The sequence below is a fragment of the Streptomyces sp. CA189 genome, from assembly GCF_056428985.1.
This window is the reverse complement of sequence record NZ_JBWJVM010000028.1, coordinates 76,177-93,441: the sequence shown is the minus strand read 5'-3', so window position 1 is coordinate 93,441 and position 17,265 is coordinate 76,177. Positions and strand designations below refer to the sequence as shown.

General features: G+C 72.1%; 12 protein-coding genes and 2 pseudogenes. 7 read left to right on the top strand and 7 right to left on the bottom strand.

The window, feature by feature from the left end; all coding sequences use genetic code 11:
* Positions 1-114: 114 nt before the first annotated feature.
* Positions 115-777: a GntR family transcriptional regulator gene (locus AC061S_RS21705; RefSeq protein WP_478687605.1), complete on the bottom strand. Its 663-nt coding sequence runs from the start codon at positions 775-777 to the stop codon at positions 115-117.
* A 116-nt stretch (positions 778-893) separates the two neighbouring features.
* Between AC061S_RS21705 and AC061S_RS21700 the strand changes: the two genes are divergently transcribed.
* A complete protein-coding gene (locus AC061S_RS21700; RefSeq protein WP_478687604.1) occupies positions 894-1,778 on the top strand; it encodes a (2Fe-2S)-binding protein in 885 nt (294 codons plus the stop codon).
* Positions 1,779-1,785: 7 nt separating this feature from the next.
* Here AC061S_RS21700 and AC061S_RS21695 read toward each other — a convergent pair whose 3' ends face one another.
* Positions 1,786-2,175 carry a VOC family protein gene (locus tag AC061S_RS21695; protein ID WP_478687603.1) on the bottom strand — a complete coding sequence of 130 codons (390 nt, stop codon included), beginning with the start codon at positions 2,173-2,175 and terminating at the stop codon, positions 1,786-1,788.
* Between the two features lie 333 nt (positions 2,176-2,508).
* On the opposite strand from AC061S_RS21695, the gene AC061S_RS21690 reads away from it, so the two are divergent.
* A complete protein-coding gene (locus AC061S_RS21690) occupies positions 2,509-3,576 on the top strand; it encodes a DUF2637 domain-containing protein (RefSeq protein ID WP_478687602.1) in 1,068 nt (355 codons plus the stop codon).
* A gap of 53 nt (positions 3,577-3,629) precedes the next feature.
* Here the strand turns inward: AC061S_RS21690 and AC061S_RS21685 are convergent, their stop codons facing one another.
* The 4 genes from AC061S_RS21685 to AC061S_RS21670 all read right to left on the bottom strand — a co-directional run bounded on the left by AC061S_RS21685 (position 3,630) and on the right by AC061S_RS21670 (position 12,626).
* Entirely contained in the window at positions 3,630-4,043 is a 414-nt protein-coding gene (locus AC061S_RS21685; protein ID WP_478687611.1) for an ATP-binding protein, read from the bottom strand.
* Positions 4,044-4,224: 181 nt separating this feature from the next.
* The gene (locus AC061S_RS21680; protein ID WP_478687601.1) at positions 4,225-5,967 is read right to left on the bottom strand and encodes a pyruvate dehydrogenase; all 1,743 of its coding nucleotides are present in this window, start codon (positions 5,965-5,967) and stop codon (positions 4,225-4,227) included.
* 66 nt (positions 5,968-6,033) lie between these two features.
* Positions 6,034-6,906 carry a protein phosphatase 2C domain-containing protein gene (locus AC061S_RS21675; protein ID WP_478687600.1) on the bottom strand — a complete coding sequence of 291 codons (873 nt, stop codon included), beginning with the start codon at positions 6,904-6,906 and terminating at the stop codon, positions 6,034-6,036.
* 1,919 nt (positions 6,907-8,825) lie between these two features.
* Entirely contained in the window at positions 8,826-12,626 is a 3,801-nt protein-coding gene (locus tag AC061S_RS21670; RefSeq protein WP_478687599.1) for a S8 family peptidase, read from the bottom strand.
* A gap of 201 nt (positions 12,627-12,827) precedes the next feature.
* Between AC061S_RS21670 and AC061S_RS21665 the strand changes: the two genes are divergently transcribed.
* The 3 genes and pseudogenes from AC061S_RS21665 (at position 12,828) to AC061S_RS21655 (ending at position 14,773) form a co-directional block, all read left to right on the top strand.
* Positions 12,828-13,805, top strand: a complete 978-nt coding sequence (locus AC061S_RS21665; protein ID WP_478687610.1) for a helix-turn-helix domain-containing protein — start codon at positions 12,828-12,830, stop codon at positions 13,803-13,805.
* Between the two features lie 24 nt (positions 13,806-13,829).
* A complete protein-coding gene (locus tag AC061S_RS21660; protein WP_478687598.1) occupies positions 13,830-14,321 on the top strand; it encodes a DUF456 domain-containing protein in 492 nt (163 codons plus the stop codon).
* A gap of 121 nt (positions 14,322-14,442) precedes the next feature.
* A pseudogene (locus tag AC061S_RS21655) lies at positions 14,443-14,773 on the top strand (pyridoxamine 5'-phosphate oxidase family protein).
* Positions 14,774-14,938: 165 nt separating this feature from the next.
* Here AC061S_RS21655 and AC061S_RS21650 read toward each other — a convergent pair.
* Positions 14,939-15,154, bottom strand: coding sequence for a hypothetical protein (locus AC061S_RS21650; RefSeq protein ID WP_478687597.1), 216 nt, complete (start codon positions 15,152-15,154; stop codon positions 14,939-14,941).
* Positions 15,155-15,297: 143 nt separating this feature from the next.
* On the opposite strand from AC061S_RS21650, the gene AC061S_RS21645 reads away from it, so the two are divergent.
* Both AC061S_RS21645 and AC061S_RS21640 read left to right on the top strand, forming a co-directional pair.
* Positions 15,298-16,719, top strand: a complete 1,422-nt coding sequence (locus tag AC061S_RS21645; protein WP_478687596.1) for an MFS transporter — start codon at positions 15,298-15,300, stop codon at positions 16,717-16,719.
* A gap of 54 nt (positions 16,720-16,773) precedes the next feature.
* Positions 16,774-17,013: pseudogene (locus tag AC061S_RS21640) on the top strand (transposase); the annotation flags it as partial.
* Between the last annotated feature and the right edge of the window lie 252 nt (positions 17,014-17,265).

Below are 17,265 nucleotides of genomic sequence, written 5' to 3'. Positions count from 1 at the left end.
GATTTGTGGCGCAGCAACACCCACCCACTGCCGAAGCTGCGCACAGGGCGCCTAAATCATGCAGTCCAGGCCGACACCCCACCCCGCCCCCGGCACCGGCCCACCCCCGCAGCGTCAGCGGGACGTGAAGTGGGCGTGGATCAGGGACTCCGCCGCCGCGAGGTCGCCCGTCGACAGCGCGGCCAGGACCGCCACGTGCTGCGCCGCGTCCGCGACGAGGTCCGTCCGGTGGATGCGGCGCGGCCCCGGCAGGGGCCATTGGGAGCGCCTGTGGAGGTCCTCCGCCACCAGCAGGAGCTGGCCGTTGCCCGCCAGCGCGAGCACCGCACGGTGAAACGCCCGGTCCGCGTCGGCGTACCGCGCCGGATCACCCGCGGCGGCCGCCTCCACCGTCTCGGCCGCCGCAGGCGACAGCGCGGCCCAGGCCCCCGACGGCACCGTACGGGCCAGCCGCAGCATCACGGGGACTTCGAGCAGCGCCCTGACCTCGGCCAGTTCCGCCAGCTCCCCCGGGGTCCGGGTCAGGACCCGGAAGCCCCGGTTCGGGAGGCACTCGACGACCCCCTCCAGCGCCAGCTGCTGCATCGCCTCGCGCACGGGCGTCGCGGAGACCCCGAACCGCTCCCCCAGGGCCGGGCCCGAGTAGATCTCCCCCGGCGCCAGCTCGCCCGCGACCAGCGCCGCCCGCAGGGCGTCGAGGATCTGCCCGCGCACGGAGTGGCGCACCACCTTGCGGTCCTGCTGTTCCGGTACCCGGGCTCGGGCCGTATCGCGCACTCGGTCCTCCCACGGGTTTCGACCTGCCCCGAAGAATAGCCGGGCTTCCCACACCCGACGGAGATCAGGTAAGGTAAGGCTTACCTGTTAACGATCGCGTGATTCGGTGGTTCGCCATGACCGTCACGGCCGTCGCGCCCACCCAGGGCAGCGTTCGCCCCGTACGCACCCCCGCCCCGGCCGGCTCTCCGGTGGCGGACGCCTACGCCCGGCTGACCGAGGTCTACGGCGGACTGCGCGTCACCGAGCTCGCCCCGCACGAACCCTCCCCTCGCGGTGTGGGGTGGGTCGGTGCGGACGAGCTCGCGGCGGGCGGCGAGGCCCTGGAGACGTTCCTCGCGTGGGACGAGGCGCAGATACTCCGCGACTACGGGCGCCCGGGTCGGCCCGACGTGGTGGCGGGGTTCGGACTGCACCGGTACGCGTGGATGGCCTGTCTGCTGATCACCATCCCGTGGTTCCTGGACCGGCGCGTGCCGCTCCTGCCCCCGGAGGCCGTGTCCTTCCACCGGATCGACGGCCGGATGGCCGTACGCGTCCACTCCTTCGCCTGCCTGCCGGACGACCCGGCGGCCGCGCTCCCCGGGGCCCGGGTCGTGCCCGACGAGGGCGCGCTGCGGGCCGAGGTACGGGCTGCGGTGGCCCTGCACCTCGAACCGCTCGTGGTGGGCTTCGGCCCGCGGACGCGGCGCGGGCGGCGCGCCCTGTGGGGCATGGTGACCGACGACGTGGTCGAGAGCCTCTGGTACGTGGCCAACCTGCTCGGCGAGGCCGAGGAGCAGCGGGCGATGCGCGAGCTGGACCGGCTCTTCCCCGGCGCGACCGCCCCGTACACCGGAGGCGCGGGCTTCCGCACCCTCGAAGCCCCGGACGGCCGGGAGCTGCCCACCCGCGACCGGGCGAGCTGCTGCTTCTTCTACACGATCCGCCCGGACGACACCTGCGTCACCTGCCCCCGCACCTGCGACGAGGACCGGGTCGCCCGCCTGACGGCCGCCTGACCGCCGACTACGGCGCCAGGGTGCGCAGGACGCAGAACTCGTTGCCCTCGGGGTCGGCCATGACCACCCAGCTCCGGTCCGGGCCCTGGCCCACGTCCGCCCTGGTGGCGCCGAGGCCGAGCAGTCTGGTCACCTCGTCCGCGGTACTGCAGTCGATCGGGCTGACGTCGAGGTGCAGGCGGTTCTTCACGGCCTTGCCCTCGGGCACCCGGACGAACACCAGGGTGGGCGGCATGTGACGGGCCCGGATGTCCTCGACGGTCGGCACCCAGGAGCCGATCTCGACCATGTCCTCGCGCTGCTCGATCACCTTGAAGTCCAGGACCTCGGACCAGAAGACGGCGAGCCGCTCCGGATCGTGGCAGTCGACGCTCAACTCGGTGAACCTGCTCGTCATGAATCTCCTAGACAGCGCGGACCGGCAGCAGCACCCTCGGCGCCGACGGTCGGCCAGTGTCACCCACCCGGACGCCCGGCCGCCACCGAGTTTGCGCGCCGCCGCCTCCGCCGCCTCAACCCACCCGTCCGACTGACGGAAATCGAACTCAACTCGGCGCGCACGAGCTGGAGTTCGATCCGCAACACCCTATCCGGCGGGCTCCACCCCCCGTTGGCGTCCACTTGCCCCGAAACCCGCGTGTACGGCTCACCGGCTGCGCCACTATGGCGCCCGGAAAGCCGCACCGGCCACAAGCCGAACAGCCGCATACGCGAGGCAAGGGACAACCGCATGAGACTGACCGACATATCGCTGGACTGGCTGCTGCCCGGCAGCCTGCTGATCCTGGGCGTACTTGCGGCAGTGGCGGTACTGGCCCGGGGCAAGCGTGAAGGCGAGAAGGCCGGGGTGGCCGAGGACAGCTGGGAGCGCAGCGAGGAGCGGCGGCGGCGCAAGGAAGCCATCTACGGGACCGCCTCCTACGTCCTGCTCTTCTGCTGCGCGGCGGTCGCCGCGGCGCTCTCCTTCCACGGGCTGGTCGGCTTCGGCCGGCAGAACCTCAACCTCACCGGGGGCTGGGAGTACCTGGTTCCCTTCGGTCTCGACGGCGCCGCCATGTTCTGTTCGGTGCTCGCCGTCCGCGAGGCCAGCCACGGCGACGCGGCCCTCGGCTCGCGCATGCTGGTCTGGCTGTTCGCGGGAGCCGCCGCCTGGTTCAACTGGGTGCACGCCCCGCGCGGCCTCGGCCACGACGGGGCTCCGCAGTTCTTCGCCGGCATGTCGCTCTCGGCGGCCGTGCTCTTCGACCGCGCGCTGAAGCAGACCCGTCGGGCCGCACTGCGCGAACAGGGCCTGATTCCACGGCCGTTGCCACAGATCCGGATGGTCCGCTGGCTGCGGGCGCCCCGGGAGACCTTCGGCGCGTGGTCGCTGATGCTGCTGGAGGGGGTCCGCACCCTCGACGAGGCCGTGGACGAGGTGCGCGAGGACAAGAAGGAGAAGGAGAACGACCGGCACCGCAGGCGGGAGCAACACCGTCTGGACCGGGCCCACATCAAGGCGCTCGGCCGGCAGAACCGGGCGTTCGGGCGCCTGGCCCGCGCCCGTCAGGTCGAGGTGCCGGGGCTGGCCCCCGGAGCGGGCTCCGCGCCGGTCGGCGCGGAGCCGGCCATAGTGGAAACCGGACAGCTGCCCCTACGGCGCCGGCCCTCCCTGCAGGCCGTGAGCGGAACCGAATCCGCTGACCCGGCCGTCGGCCCCCGGACGGTGGACCTCACCGCCGAGGACGACACCCAGACGCTCCCCCGGCTCGACTCGCTGGAACGCAAGCTGAAGGATCTGGAGCAGCAGTTCGGCTGAGCTGAGGGGCGCACGCCCGTCCGGGATCCGCGTCGCGGGGTCCGCCCGATCACTCAGGCGGGCCCCGCCTCCTGCGCTCCGTCGAGCTCGAACCACACCACCTTGCCGCCGCCCAGCGCCAGTCCGAGCGCGTCCACGCCCCAGGCGTCGGCGAGCGACTGCACCAGCACCAGCCCCCTGCCGTGCGTACCGTCGTCGGCGGACGGTACGTGCGGCCTGGGCCGGCGGGCGGCGTAGTCGCGGACCTCCACCCGCAGCCGGTCGGCGGCGAGCGTCGCGGAGACCTCGGCGCCCTGATCGGTGTGGACGAGGGCGTTGGTGACGAGCTCGGTGATCAGCAGCTCGGCCACCTCGGCGGCCTCCGCCCGGCACCGGTGGCGCATCAACTCCCGTAAATCCCTGCGGACTTCTCCCACTGCTTTGAGATCGGCCCGCCGCACGCTCCGGGTGATCCCCGAACCGTCCATCGCCGTCCCGTCCTCGGCCGACGGTTCGCGCGGCACCGGCCGCCCTCTCCGCCACAGCTTCCCGGCCTTCGCCCCCACCCGCACGGCGATGTACCTCCCGTATGCCCGCTGCCCGACGGCCCGCCTGTCGAACAGGCCTACGGGATGCATGCCCCCCGGGGGAATCCGCACGCATCCGGGCTCAGGGGCGCGGCACGTTGCGGAGGTTGGATCGCGCCATCTGGATCATCCGGCCCACCCCTCCGTCCAGCACGATCTTGCTGGCCGAAAGTGCGAATCCGGTCACCATTTCTGCACTGATCTTCGGTGGAATGGACAGGGCGTTGGGGTCCGTGACCACGTCCACCAGAGCGGGTCCCTTGTGCTTGAAAGCATCCCTCAAAGCCGCTGTGAGCTGCTTGGGCTTCTCCACCCGGACCCCGTACGCGCCCGCCGCGCGGGCGATCGCCGCGAAGTCGGGGTTCTTGTTCGTCGTTCCGTACGAAGGGAGGCCGGAAACCAGCATCTCCAACTCGACCATGCCGAGCGATGAGTTGTTGAAGAGGACCACTTTGACGGGGAGGTCGTACTGCACCAGGGTGAGGAAATCTCCCATCAGCATGGAGAAACCGCCGTCGCCCGACATCGACACCACTTGACGTCCGCGATCGGTGAACTGTGCGCCGATGGCCTGCGGAAGGGCGTTGGCCATGGAGCCGTGGCTGAAGGATCCGATGATGCGGCGCTTTCCGTTCGGGGAAAGATAGCGCGCCGCCCATACGTTGCACATGCCCGTGTCCACGGTGAAGACGGCGTCCTCGTCGGCCAGTTCGTCGAGGACCGCGGCCAGGTACTCGGGGTGGATGGGGGTGCGCTTCTCCACCTTGCGCGTGTAGGCCTTCACCACCCCTTCCAGGGCGTCGGCGTGCTTCTTCAGCATCCGGTCGAGGAACCGGCGGTCGGTCTTGGCCTTCACCCGGGTGTTCAGCGCACGCAGGGTCTCGCGCACGTCGCCCCAGACCGCGAGGTCCAGCTTGGAGCGGCGGCCGAGGTGTTCGGGCCGGATGTCCACCTGGACGATCTTGACGTCGTCGGGGAGGAAGGCGTTGTACGGGAAGTCCGTGCCGAGCAGGATCAGCAGATCACACTCGTGGGTGGCCTCGTAGGCCGCGCCGTAGCCGAGCAGCCCGCTCATGCCGACGTCGTACGGATTGTCGTACTGGATCCATTCCTTGCCCCGCAGGGCGTGCCCGATGGGGGCCTTGACCCGGCCGGCGAACTCCATGACCTCGGCGTGCGCGCCGGCGGTGCCGCTGCCGCAGAACAGGGTGACCCGGTCGGCCTCGTCGATGAGCCGGACCAGCTTGTCGATCTCCCCGTCGCCGGGCCGTACGGTCGGCCGCGCGGTCACGAGCGCGTGCTCGATGCTCTGCTCCGGTGCGGGCTGGGAGGCGATGTCCCCGGGCAGGGACACCACGCTGACCCCGCCACGCCCGATGGCGTGCTGGACGGCGCTCTGGAGCACCCGGGGCATCTGGCGCGGGTTGGAGATCAGCTCGCTGTAGTGGCTGCACTCGGTGAACAGCCGGTCGGGGTGGGTCTCCTGGAAGTAGCCGAGGCCGATCTCCCCGGAGGGGATGTGGGAGGCCAGTGCGAGGACCGGGGCCATGGAGCGGTGGGCGTCGTAGAGCCCGTTGATCAGGTGGAGGTTGCCGGGGCCGCAGGAGCCCGCGCACGCGGCGAGGGTGCCGGTGAGCTGGGCCTCGGCGCCGGCCGCGAAGGCGGCGGTCTCCTCGTGGCGCACCTGGATCCACTCGATGCCGCCGGTGCGGCGGATCGCGTCGACGACGGGGTTGAGGCTGTCCCCGACGACTCCGTACATCCGCCGCACGCCGGCGCGCACGAGAATGTCGATGAACTGCTCCGCCACGTTCTGCTTGGCCATGGAGGGGGCGCCCTTTCCGGTTCGGCTCTGCCGTGTGCGCCTTCCATCCACGCATGATCCGCCGGGTTACGCCTCCCAGACCGCGGCGGCCGTCCGGTCGTCGGCGTACCCCTTGAGGCGGAGCTGGGTGTCCGCGAGGAAGGCGGCGAGGCCAGGCGGGGGTGCGTCGGCCCAGCGGGCGGCGAGCTCGGCGGAGAGCGGTTCCTCCTCGCGCATCGGGTCCGCGAGGCCGCCGGAGCACAGGAGCAGGGTGTCGCCGGGGCGGGCCACGGAGGCCCTGAAGCGGAAGCGGAATCCGGCGGGGTCGGCGGGTGGGGCCGGCGCCGGGGCGGGTGCCGGGGCGGGCTCCTCCAGGTCCCGCCACTGCCCGTCCCTGAGCCGGAACAGGCCGCCCGCGCCTGCGCCGAAGCAGACCCGGGTGCGGCAGCCGGGGTCGACCGGCAGCAGCAGTCCGCGCAGCCCGGCCGTGTAGCCGTCCTCCGGGAGCCCCCGCTCCGCGGCGCGGGCGCGCAACTGCCCGTAGCCGCGGTCGGTAAGCCGCTGGAGCCCGGAGCGCAGGGCTTCGCGCCGGCCGTCCCGGATGTCCTGCGACAGCCGCTCCTGGCTCCGCCCGACGGCTCCCGCGACGGAGCGGCACACCTCGGCGGCGGCCTCGGCGGCTCCGGGCGCGGCCCGGTCCCCGCCGGCGAGCACGACCAGGACCAGCGCGTCGGGGCCGGTGCCGAAGCGGGCGGTGAGCAGGAAGTCCCGCCGGGCCTCGCCCCGGAACCGCGCGGAGTCCCCGCGCACGGAGGCGGCGCGCAGCGTGTAGCCGCCGTACTGGGCCCCCTCCAGCACGGTGTCGGAGGTCAGCGCGGCGAGCCCGGCCGGGTCGGCGGCGGGCAGCGCGATGGGCTCCGCGGCGTACGTGGGCGGCCGGTCCCCCAGATGCGCCACCACGGGCCGCGGCACCCCCGAGACCCCGGAACCCCGGGCACCGCCCCCGTCTCCTTGCCCGGCGTCCGGACCGGCTTCCTTCCCGACCCCGCCGCCCGGCGCGCCGGGCCTCGCCCCGGTATCGGAGCCCGCCCCGAGGCCGCCGCCGGAACCGCCCTCGAACGCGGGAGCGGCCCCCCAGCCCGACCCGGAACCGGGATGGGACCCGAGGGCGAAGCCGGGTCCGACGTCGAGTCCAGGGCCGGATCCGGCGTCGAAGCCAGGGCCGAGGCCGGAGCCGGGGCCAGGGCCGGAGCCCGGAGCGGGACCAGAGCCTGGACCGGCCCCGGAGGGAAGGCTGACACCGGAGCGGGAGTCCGGGCCGAACTCGGACCCGGAACCGAAACCGTATCCAGGGTCAGCACCGGGACCGGGCCCGGAGCCGGCCCCGGGATTGACGGCAGGGCCCGAACTGGGATCTGAGCCGGGGCCAACACCGGACCCGAAGCTGGACCCAAACCCCGAACCGGTACCGAGGCCGGTACCGGGAACGGGGCCTGACCCGGGAACGGGGCCGGCTCCTGAGCCGGGAGTGGAGGCAGGGCCAGAGCTGTCGCCTGGGCCGGGACCAACAACGGAGCCGGAACCAAACCCCGGAGCAGGGCCGGAACCGAGGCCAGGTCCGGCGCCGGAACCGAGGCCGGGGCCTGAGCCGGGGCCGGGGCCGGGGCCTGAGCCGGGGCCGGGGCCTGAGCCGAGGCCGGCTCCTGAGCCGGGAGTGGAGGCAGGGCCAGAGCTGTCGCCTGGGCCGGGACCAACAACGGAGTCGGAACCAGACCCGGGACCGGGACCAAACCCGGGAGCAGGGCCGGAACCGAGGCCAGGTCCGGCGCCGGATCCGAGGCCAGGGCCTGAGCCCAGGCCGGGGCCTGAGCCGGGAGTGGAGGCAGGGCCAGAGCTGTGGCCTGAGCCGGGACCAACAACAGCGCCGGTCCCAAACCCGGTCCCGGACCCGGGACCGGAATCGCGGCCGGACCCGGGAGCAGGGTCGGCGCCGGGGGCGGACCCAGGGCGGAGACCCGAGCCGATGGCTGGGTCCGGGGTCGAACCAGTGCCCGGGCCCGGCCACGGACCGCCATCGGCGCCCGCACTCGCACCCGCACCCAGTGCCTGGCCGGACCCGGCCGGGGCGGACGGGCCCGGGTGCCCGGCTCCGGTGTACGGGCCGCCGTCGGGGCCGCGCCCGGCCCCTGCCGGGTCGGGGTCCGGCTCCGGGGGCGCAGCCGCTGCGGGGCCCTCGTCCCGTGGGCCCCAGCTCCAGTCGGACGGTTCCCCCGACTCGTCGGGGGGCAGCGCGGGCGGGACGGCGACGCTCCCGAGCGCGTACCAGGTCTGGCCGCCCTCGCGGGGATCCCGTGGCGGCGGCAGCACCGAGCCGCCGTACGCGTCCTCGGCCCAGGCCTCCGCCCCCGGCGGGCCTGCCTCCGGCGCGGGTACCGGCCCGGGAGCCGTGACGGGAGCCGGCCCGGGAGCCGGGACGGGAGCCGGGACCGGCAGCCCGATGTCCACCGCCGGCCCGGGAGCAACCGCAGGCGACCCCGCCTCCACCACCGGCCCGGGAGCCGCCCCAGGTGCCCCCGGCGGGACCGGGGGGCCCGGATCCCTCCGGGGACGGGGTACCGGGGTCGGGGCCGGGGTCGGGGTAGGGGCCACCAGTACCGCCGCCGAGCGGAACCGGTGTTCCAGGGTGTCCCGGGGGTCGGGTTCCGGTCCCGCGTCGGGGTCTTCGTAGAGCTTCTGCCACCAGTCATCCGCGCCCGCGTCCCGCTGACTCATGGCCCTCATTGTCGGGCTCCGGCGCAGCCGAAATCCGGCGAACGCAGGAAAAAGGGGGGCCCATCGGACCGCCGTCCGATGGACCCCCCTGCTCTATGTCGTACGACTTACCGAATGTCGTACGCCCGCGCGACCATCTGGGTGACGGTGGCGCCGTTCGCGTCGGTCAGCTCGACCTTGAGCATGACCTGCTTGCCGGCCGCCCCGGCGTGGTCCACGGTCGCGGTCCACTGCCCGCCGCGCTCGCTCACCTTCGCCTCGGTCCAGGTGCCGCCCTCGTCGTACGAGTACGACAGCTCGGCCGACTTGAGGGCGCCCGGCGCGTAGCCCGCGTGCCCGCTGACCCCGAGGCCGATCTGCTGGCCGTTGGCCGCGGCCAGCGTCTTCATGCCGTCCAGCGGGGCGGAGATCCGCGGGAAGAGGATCGGCAGCGCCTGCGAGTACTGCGCCGCGTCCAGCTTCGAGCGGAAGGTCCACGTGGTCTGGATCCCGGAGGAGCGCTGCCAGGTGCGGGCCGGCTGGCCGAACTTCTCCAGCTGCTGGGTCATTTCGTACGTGGCCTCGCCGGCCGGGACCTCGAAGACCCCGAACGGGTAGCCGGTGTCGCCCAGCGGTTCGCCGTCGCGCTTGAGCGAGACGTTGCCGAGGTCTCCGAAGGAGCCCTGCTGCGCGTAGTGCCCGCTGTCGCCCCACAGGGCCGAGGCGAAGCCGATCAGGTTGCCCTGCCGCTCGGCGGCCAGCTGCTCCTTGCCCGCGGTGTCGCGCGGCGCCACCGGGCCGATGACCCCGTCGTACCAGTTCTCGGCGCGCTTCGAGCCCGCCTTGTAGGTGCGCTGCTGGTCGGTCATGAACTCGCCCCACGGGAAGCTGCTGGAGACCATGTGGTCCCAGGCGGTGTCCCCGGCGGAGTAGTACTCGGTGCGCTTGCCCGGTACCGCGACGGTGTCGATGGAGCCGAAGTACACGGCGTTGCCGAGCGGGCGGTAGGCCCCGGTCAGGTCGATGAAGTCGGAGGCGACACCCATCGACTGGTAGGCCGACTCGACGGTGCCCAGGTCACGGTCGCGCACCCGGTAGGTGCGGTCCCCGTGGATTTGGCCCTTCTCGATCTGGGCCAGGTTGTAGACGTACGGGCTCTTCGCGCTGCCCTTCCAGCTCAGCGTGACGGGGCCCTTGCCGAGCTTGGCCAGCAGGGCCCGGCCCTCGGCCGATTCGACGGTCAGCATCGGGAGGGAGCCGCCCGCGTAGCCGGTGAAGGCCTGCCAGCGGCCGGGGGCGTCTCGGTAGACGAGGACGGCCTTGGCTCCGGCCGCCTTCGCGTTGCCGGCGACCTCGTAAGCCGAGCCCTCGTCCGTCGTCTTGACCAGGACGATCGCGCCCTTGGCGGCGACGGCGGCGAGCTCCTCGGGGGTGCCCGAGCCCGCGCCCACCAGCGGTGCGCTGCCCGCGCCGTCGAGGTTGTCGCTGCCGGTGGAGGCGGTGATCGGGTGCAGCACCGGGCCTCCGGAGGCCTTCAGCTCGGAGAGCAGCGGCGCGGCCGCCCGCCAGTAGCTGCCGAACTCGAAGTCGCCCTCCTTGGCGGTGCCGTCGACCGAGGCGTAGTAGCCGCGGATCGTGCGGCCGCCCATGGCGGTTCCGGCGTGCAGCCACCCCTCCTCGCCCCAGGAGCGGGAGAAGCCGAGGGTGGTGGCGCGGGCCTCGGTGGGCTTGTCGGTGGCGATGTTCAGCTTGGCCGCCTTGCGGGCGTCCAGCACGATCACCGTGTCCTTCTTGATCTCGGTCTGCGGGCGGCCGAGGTAGGTGAGCGAGTCGTACATCGTCGGGTTGTCGCCGGCGTCGGGGGTGCCGACGAAGGCGGAGAGGAAGTACGAGCCCGGGCGGACCCGGTAGACCTGGTCGGCGGCGCCCTCGTTGAAGCGGCGCTCGCCGGTGGCGTCGTCGGTGCCGATCACGTCCAGGGAGGACGGGCCGGTGGCCGGCTTGCCCGCACGGTCGAGGAGTTTGACGCGCAGCGTGACCGTCTCCGGCTCCACGTAGAGGGAGAAGGGGGTGGAGACGTGCACGCCCTCGGCCGTGGCGACGACGCGGCCGGTGACGTCCCCGTACTGGGAGCGGTCCAGCTTCGCGGCCGGGTCCAGGGCGAGCGGCACCTTGACGGTGGCGCCGGCCGGGACGGTCACGGTGCGCTTCTCCAGTCGGGCGACCTGGCTGCGGACGGCGGAGCCGTCGTTGCCGGTGACCTTCTCGACGGAGAGGTTCAGCGTGACGGGCTTGGTCCCCGTGTTGGTGTACGGGACCTCGACGGCGGTGCGGTCGCTGCGGTCCTGCGGCCAGTTGAACGTGCCGCCCTGGAGCGCGGGGGCGCCGGTGACGGTGGTCTCGATGGCGGCCTTGACATCGAGCCGCCCGCCACCGGTCTCCCGTACGTCGCCCGGGACCGCGGTGTTCGCGGAGCCGACCAGCGCGGCCTTGATCTGCTGCGGGGTCCAGTCGGGGTGGCGCTGCTTGACGATGGCGGCGGCGCCCGCGACGTGCGGGGTGGCCATCGAGGTGCCGGACATGGAGGTGTACGCGTACACCCCGCGGCCACCCGCGGCGGCGGAGATCTGGACGCCGGGGGCGGCGATCTCGGGCTTGAGGGTGTGGTTCAGGCCGGCCGGGCCGCGGCTGGAGAAGGAGGCCGTCTTGTCGTCGCGGTCCACGGCACCGACGGTCAGCACGCTGGGCGCGCAACCGGGCGAGGAGACCGTGTTGTTGCCGGGGCCGGAGTTGCCGGCGGCGATGACGAACAAGGCGTTGCTGCTCTGGGCCAGCGCCTCTGTGGCCGCGGCCATCGGGTCGTCGCAGGAGAGCTGGGAGGGGTCTCCCAGGCTCATGGAGATCACGTCGGCCTTGCTGTCCACGGCCCACTGCATGCCCGCGATGATCCACGAGTCCAGGCCGTAGCCGTAGTCGTTGAGGACCTTGCCGCTGAGCAGTTGCGCGCCGGGGGCGACGCCCTTCTTCGCCCCGCCGCTCTCGGTGCCGGAGCCGCCGACGGTGGAGATGGTGTGGGTGCCGTGGCCCTGGCGGTCCTCGGCGGTGTCCGAGTCGGTGAAGTTCTTCGCCTCGGCCACCCGGCCCTTGAGGTCGGGGTGTTCGAGGTCGGTGCCGGTGTCCAGGACGGCGACCTTGGTGCCCGTGCCGTCGAATCCGGCGGCCCAGGCGGCGGTGGCGCCGACCTGCTGGGTGGAACGCTCCAGGTTCGCCTGGACCTTGCCGTCCAGCCACAGCTTCTTCAGCGGGGCGGAGGCGGTCGACCGCGCCCGCGGATCCACGTGCGCGCCGGTGACGTCGGCCCAGAAGTCGGCGGCCTTCTCCTTGTCGGCGGCGAGCGCGACGCCGCCGATGGAGCCGAGGACCAGCGACTGCTCGGCGCCGCGCGGCACCGGCGGGGCGCTGCGCGCGAGGCCCGCGGAGCCCTCGTACACGGCGATCAGCGGGAGCTTCTTGGCGTGCGCGTCGTCGTAGCCCTGCCGGATCAGGCCGGTGACGTTGAAGAGTTCCTCGTCCGCCTTGCCCGCGGCGAGCGCCTTGATCGCGCTCTCGGGGTACACGTAGAGGTCCTTGCCCGCCTGGCGGGTCTGTACGAGCGGCTGCGAGCCGTCCTCGCGGGGCATCGCGGTGGCGGCGGTGCGGCCCGCCGCGTCGGTGGACACCAGGATCCGGTCACCGGTGACCAGGGTCACCGTGACGGGCCCGGTGGGCTGCCGCGCGGCCGCCTCGCTCCCGGTGAGGGGCCTCTTCGCCGTGCCGGACCCTGCTCCGGCCCCTCCGTCGCTCGGCCGTGCCGTGGACGGGCCCACGGCTGTGACGGCCAAGACGGCGGCGATGGCCGCTCCCAGTGCCGTACGCGATATCGGGCGCATCGCTCTCCCCAGGTGAATTCCGGCCAACTACTGCATTGCACGGCGAAAATGCCGCGTAAATGGCTTCTGGCCAGCGGATGTTGGTGCTGCGGTGGCGCCACCTTGGCAGAGGGGCGGGGGGTGCGGCGATGATGTCGGCGGCGGGTTTGCGCCGTGGCCGCTTCCCGCCAGGAACGGCACTGAGAGGGTTGGGTGGACGGGTTGCTGGGTGCGATAGGTCTCGACGAAGGACAGGAGTCCGCTTACCGCGCGCTGGTCGCGCTGGGGGCGGCGGAGATACCGGACCTCGCGCACCGGCTGACGCTGCCGGTGCAGCAGACCGAACGGACCCTGCGCCATCTGGAGCGCCACGGGCTCGCCGCCCAGTCCTCCGCCCGGCCCGGCCGGTGGGTGGCGGCCCCGCCCGGGGTGGCCCTGGGAGCCCTGCTCACCCAGCAGCGGCACGAACTGGAGCAGGCGGAACTGGCGGCGGCGCTGCTGGCGGAGGAGTACCGGGCGGAGGCCGCCGAGCCGGCCGTGTACGACCTGGTGGAGGTGGTGACGGGCGCGAGCGCGGTGGCCCACCGCTTCCACCAGCTCCAGCTCGGCGCCGTGGAGGAGGTGTGCGCGCTGGTCAGCGGCCGGCCACAGGTGGTGACGGGGACGGACAACGAGGCCGAGGAGCGGGCGGCCGTACGGGGCGTCGCGTACCGGGTGGTCATCGAACGGGAGGTGCTCACCCTGCCCAGCGGCATCCGCGAGGCGTCCACGGCGCTGGCGCGCGGCGAGCACATCCGGGTGACGGCCGCGGTCCCGACCAAACTCGTCATCGCGGACCGGACGCTCGCGATGGTCCCGCTGACGGCGCGCGGCGCGGAGCCGGCGGCGCTGGTCGTGCACGCGTCGGGACTGCTGGAGTCCCTGATGGGCCTCTTCGAGGCGGTCTGGCGGGAGTCGCTCCCCCTGCGGCTGGGCTCCACCGGGGCGCCGGAGGAGTCCGACGGCGGGCCCGACGCCACGGACCTGGAGATCCTCACCCTCCTGCTGGCCGGGATGACGGACGCGAGCGTGGCGAAGCACCTGGAGCTGGGCCTGCGGACGGTGCAGCGGCGGGTCAAGGGCCTGATGGAGCTGGCGGCGGTCACGACCCGGCTCCAGCTCGGCTGGCACGCGTACGAACGGGGCTGGGTGGCCCGATAGCCCCAGGCCAGGCAGGCTGGGCAGATGGATCTGCCTCAGCTGCCCCAGTTGCTGCTGGTGGGGCTGGTGCTGGTGCTCGGATTGCTCGGTGTACTGGTCCCCGGCGCCCCCGGCACCCTCCTGGTCTGGGCCGGACTCCTGTGGTGGGCGCTGCACGAACAGTCGTCGGTGGCCTGGGGCCTGCTGGCCGGCGCGACGGCGCTGCTGCTGGTGATGCAGGTGGTGAAGTGGCTGCTGCCCCCGCGGCGGCTCCGGGGGGTCGGCGTCACCCACCGGATGGTGGTGTACGCGGGCGCCGGGGCGGTACTGGGCTTCGTGCTGCTCCCGGTGGTGGGCGCGGTCCCCGGCTTCGTCGGCGGCATCTACCTCTGCGAGCGACGCCGCCTGGGCACCCACGGCGAGGCGTGGGCGTCGGTACGGGTGGTGATGCGGGCGGTGGGGACGAGCGTGCTGGTGGAGCTGTTCGCGTGCCTGTTGGCGGTGGGGGCGTGGGTGGGGACGGTGCTGTGGTCGTAGCCGCGGCGCGGCCCGCCTCCCGCCTCCCGGGCCCTAGGGCTCCGGACGGGGCTTTCGGCGTAGGCCCGGGTAGGCCTTCGGCCCGATGCGCCGCGCGGGCCCGGCTGGGATCGTCTGTCCCATGACGGAGTCGAGTTTCAAGGGTTTCAGCGAGGGCGAACTGGCATACCTGCGTTCGCAGCACCTTGGCGCCGGCTCGCGACGGTGAACGCGGCCGGGCAGCCCCAGGCGAACCCGGTGGGGTTCTTCGCGCAGGACGACGGGACGGTCCTGGTGGGCGGGCTGGCGATGGGCACGACGAAGAAGTGGCGCAACCTCACCGCGAACCCCCCGGCTGTCACTGGTCGGCCACGCTGGATGTGGGCCCGCACTCCCTGGGCCCCCGCTTCAGCCCGGAGGTCGTCCGCATCCACCCGGACCGCGTCCTGACCCGGGGCCTGGACGGGCTATAGGCAGTGCCTTCACAAGGTTCTGATGGGGGATCACGTGTTGCACGGTGCGTTGCATTGTCCGCGCTGGTGCCGCGGCCGTCGTCGCGGCGGCCGCGGCTGGACGAACGGCGGGCCCTCAACGGGATCGCGTGGAACCTGCGAACGTCAGCATCGCGTCCCTGACGTTCAGCTCGTGGTGATGGGTTCGCCGTCGTACTTGCCGCCTATGCAGGTCCACAGGGCGGTGGATGAGTCGTACTCTACGGTTCCCTTCCCTTCCGGTGTTTCCTGCACGCACTCAGGTCCGGTGACAGCCGGGGCGGCAGCTTGCGCGACCGGGGCCGCGGTACCGAGAACGGCCAGTACCAGGGCGGCGGTGAAACCGAGGAATCGTCTACGCATGGGGGCTCCTTGGGAGACGAGCGACACCAACACGTCAACACCAGATTCGCCCCGCACCGTGCCGGGCGCACCCTGACGCGGCGCGGGGCGCAGGGACGCGTGCTCCGGAGGCGCCGCCAGGCCTCAAGAGGCAGGCTGGTGTCATGGCGAACACGCGTGTGGTCACCGTGGGGGCGCCTGACGACATCGGCTTGCGGAAGGTGGAGGTCGACGGCGTTGCCGTGGGGAGGGCCTGGTCTTCCTGGGAACTCGAAAGGATTCTGAAACGTGCTGGCGTGGAAGTCGGGCCCGGCGACATCCATTGGGGCGGCGAGGGCAGCACTGATTGGCCGGACAAAGGAGGGTGGCGACGGCGGACCATCGGCGTCCTCATGTTCCTCGGCCTCCTCGCGACCGCGTGTCCGCTCTTCCGGATCGGAATATCGGACAGCGGGGATGCCCTGACCTACGGTGGACGCATCGCAGGAGTCACCATCCTGGCCGTATCCCTGGTGGAAGTGTTCGCCGCGGCGCTGTGTGTCGACTACTGGGGGAAGCGGCGTTGGCGATACTCGGGAGTGGTCGTTCTGGCCGGAGTCGTGATCGCCCTCCTCTGCGGCATCGCCGTCCTCCTGCTGCAGATCGGCGAGCGCTTCACCGGCTACACCGTGATCGGGATCGCCCTGACCGTCGGGTCTTCGGCTGCTCTGGCCGTACTCGTCAAAGCCCGGGCGTGGAAGGGCCTTCGCAACCCCAAGCAGATCGCGATTGGGGCGATCGTCTCCAGCCTGCTTGCGGGCGCCAATCTGGCGTATTCGCAGATCTACCTCCCCTACGTGAAGACCCCGCTGGTGCAGAGCGGAGCGGAATTCAAGGAGTCGAGTCTGGAAAGCAAGGAAAAGAAGGAGGGGCCGCTGTATGTGACGGTTCGCATGTACGTCAAGAACGGGGGCGACGTTCCCGTCTACGTCCTCGACAGCAAGTACTGGATTCATGGCGTGCCCGCAAGCAACAAACTCGACGCCAAGGCGGCCAAGGAGGAGCTGATCTACGATGGCGACTTCGTCGTGCCGGTGGGCCGCGTGCTGAATCCGGGAGAGCAGATCGTCCAGGATGTGGTCGTTGAGCTAGGCAATCCCGGCAGTCGCCAGTTTGAAGCCTTCAGGGCCCAGACCGAGGTGTACGTGGTCAGGAAAGACAGAATGAAGATTCCACCTGAATACGAGCGTTCCGGGGCGGGGGGAAGGGAACTGGAAGAGTTGGCCAAGAAGGAGAAGATTCCTCCCAATTCGAAGTACATGCATCAATCCGGAATCTCGAACAGCAGTGAAATCCTGAACGTGACCCGCGGCCGGCAACGCATATCGGTGTTCAGGGTGGGAAGTGACCATTGGCCGCGCGTCGTTGTGGTCGTATCGCCGCCGGAGGAGCAGATAGAGTTTGATCCCAAATATCCCTTGGCGAACGAAAAGGCCAAAGACCGGTACGGTCTCTCGGCGGTGCGTGGCGACACAGCACAGATGCCGTACGCGGAGCTGCTCGAGAAGGCCCGCTCCGGCCAGAAGCCGGCCGACCAGGCCAAGTGAGGGTGGACAAGCCCTAGTAGGGCTTGGTCAGGTTCAGCAGCGTCGGTGGGGGTAACCGGGTTCCTCAAAGACGGCGATGCCTCGGCTTGTGTGGCACCGCAGTACACCGGCACCGCGGGCAAAGTCACCAACTGCCAGGCCGGGGTCTCGCTCCACCTGGCCGGCGACCATGCCTCGGCGGCGGTCAACTGGCGGCTGCCGGCCCTGGACATGATCGACGAGACACGGTCGTGGGGCCTGGAGGTCCCCCTCGTGATCGACGATGGCGGTTACGGGGACACCGCCGCTTTCCGCACCACCTAGTGCTGTGACCGGAAAGGTTCACCGTGTCACGGCGCCCGGCACGGCACCTCGCCGCGTTGTCGGACCACGACGGTACGTCCAGTACGAGTCGCGGTCCTCCGCCTTGCGATGCACCGCACCGGACACCGCGACCCGGCAAACCTTCCGGCCACAGCACTAGCCCCCTCACCGCCCATCGCCCGGTCCGCTGCGCGGGGGCCGGCCCCCGGACCCCTCCTCCTCAAACGGCGGAGGGGCTGGAGT

Excerpts from the sequence above, each read along its gene's own strand:
- AC061S_RS21700 (WP_478687604.1), top strand. The coding sequence starts at position 894 with ATGACCGTCACGGCCGTCGCGCCCACCCAGGGCAGCGTTCGCCCCGTA.
- AC061S_RS21695 (WP_478687603.1), bottom strand. The coding sequence starts at position 2,175 with ATGACGAGCAGGTTCACCGAGTTGAGCGTCGACTGCCACGATCCGGAG.
- AC061S_RS21690 (WP_478687602.1), top strand. The coding sequence starts at position 2,509 with ATGAGACTGACCGACATATCGCTGGACTGGCTGCTGCCCGGCAGCCTG.
- AC061S_RS21685 (WP_478687611.1), bottom strand. The coding sequence starts at position 4,043 with ATGGACGGTTCGGGGATCACCCGGAGCGTGCGGCGGGCCGATCTCAAA.
- AC061S_RS21680 (WP_478687601.1), bottom strand. The coding sequence starts at position 5,967 with ATGGCCAAGCAGAACGTGGCGGAGCAGTTCATCGACATTCTCGTGCGC.
- AC061S_RS21670 (WP_478687599.1), bottom strand. The coding sequence starts at position 12,626 with ATGCGCCCGATATCGCGTACGGCACTGGGAGCGGCCATCGCCGCCGTC.
- AC061S_RS21660 (WP_478687598.1), top strand. The coding sequence starts at position 13,830 with ATGGATCTGCCTCAGCTGCCCCAGTTGCTGCTGGTGGGGCTGGTGCTG.
- AC061S_RS21650 (WP_478687597.1), bottom strand. The coding sequence starts at position 15,154 with ATGCGTAGACGATTCCTCGGTTTCACCGCCGCCCTGGTACTGGCCGTT.
- AC061S_RS21645 (WP_478687596.1), top strand. The coding sequence starts at position 15,298 with ATGGCGAACACGCGTGTGGTCACCGTGGGGGCGCCTGACGACATCGGC.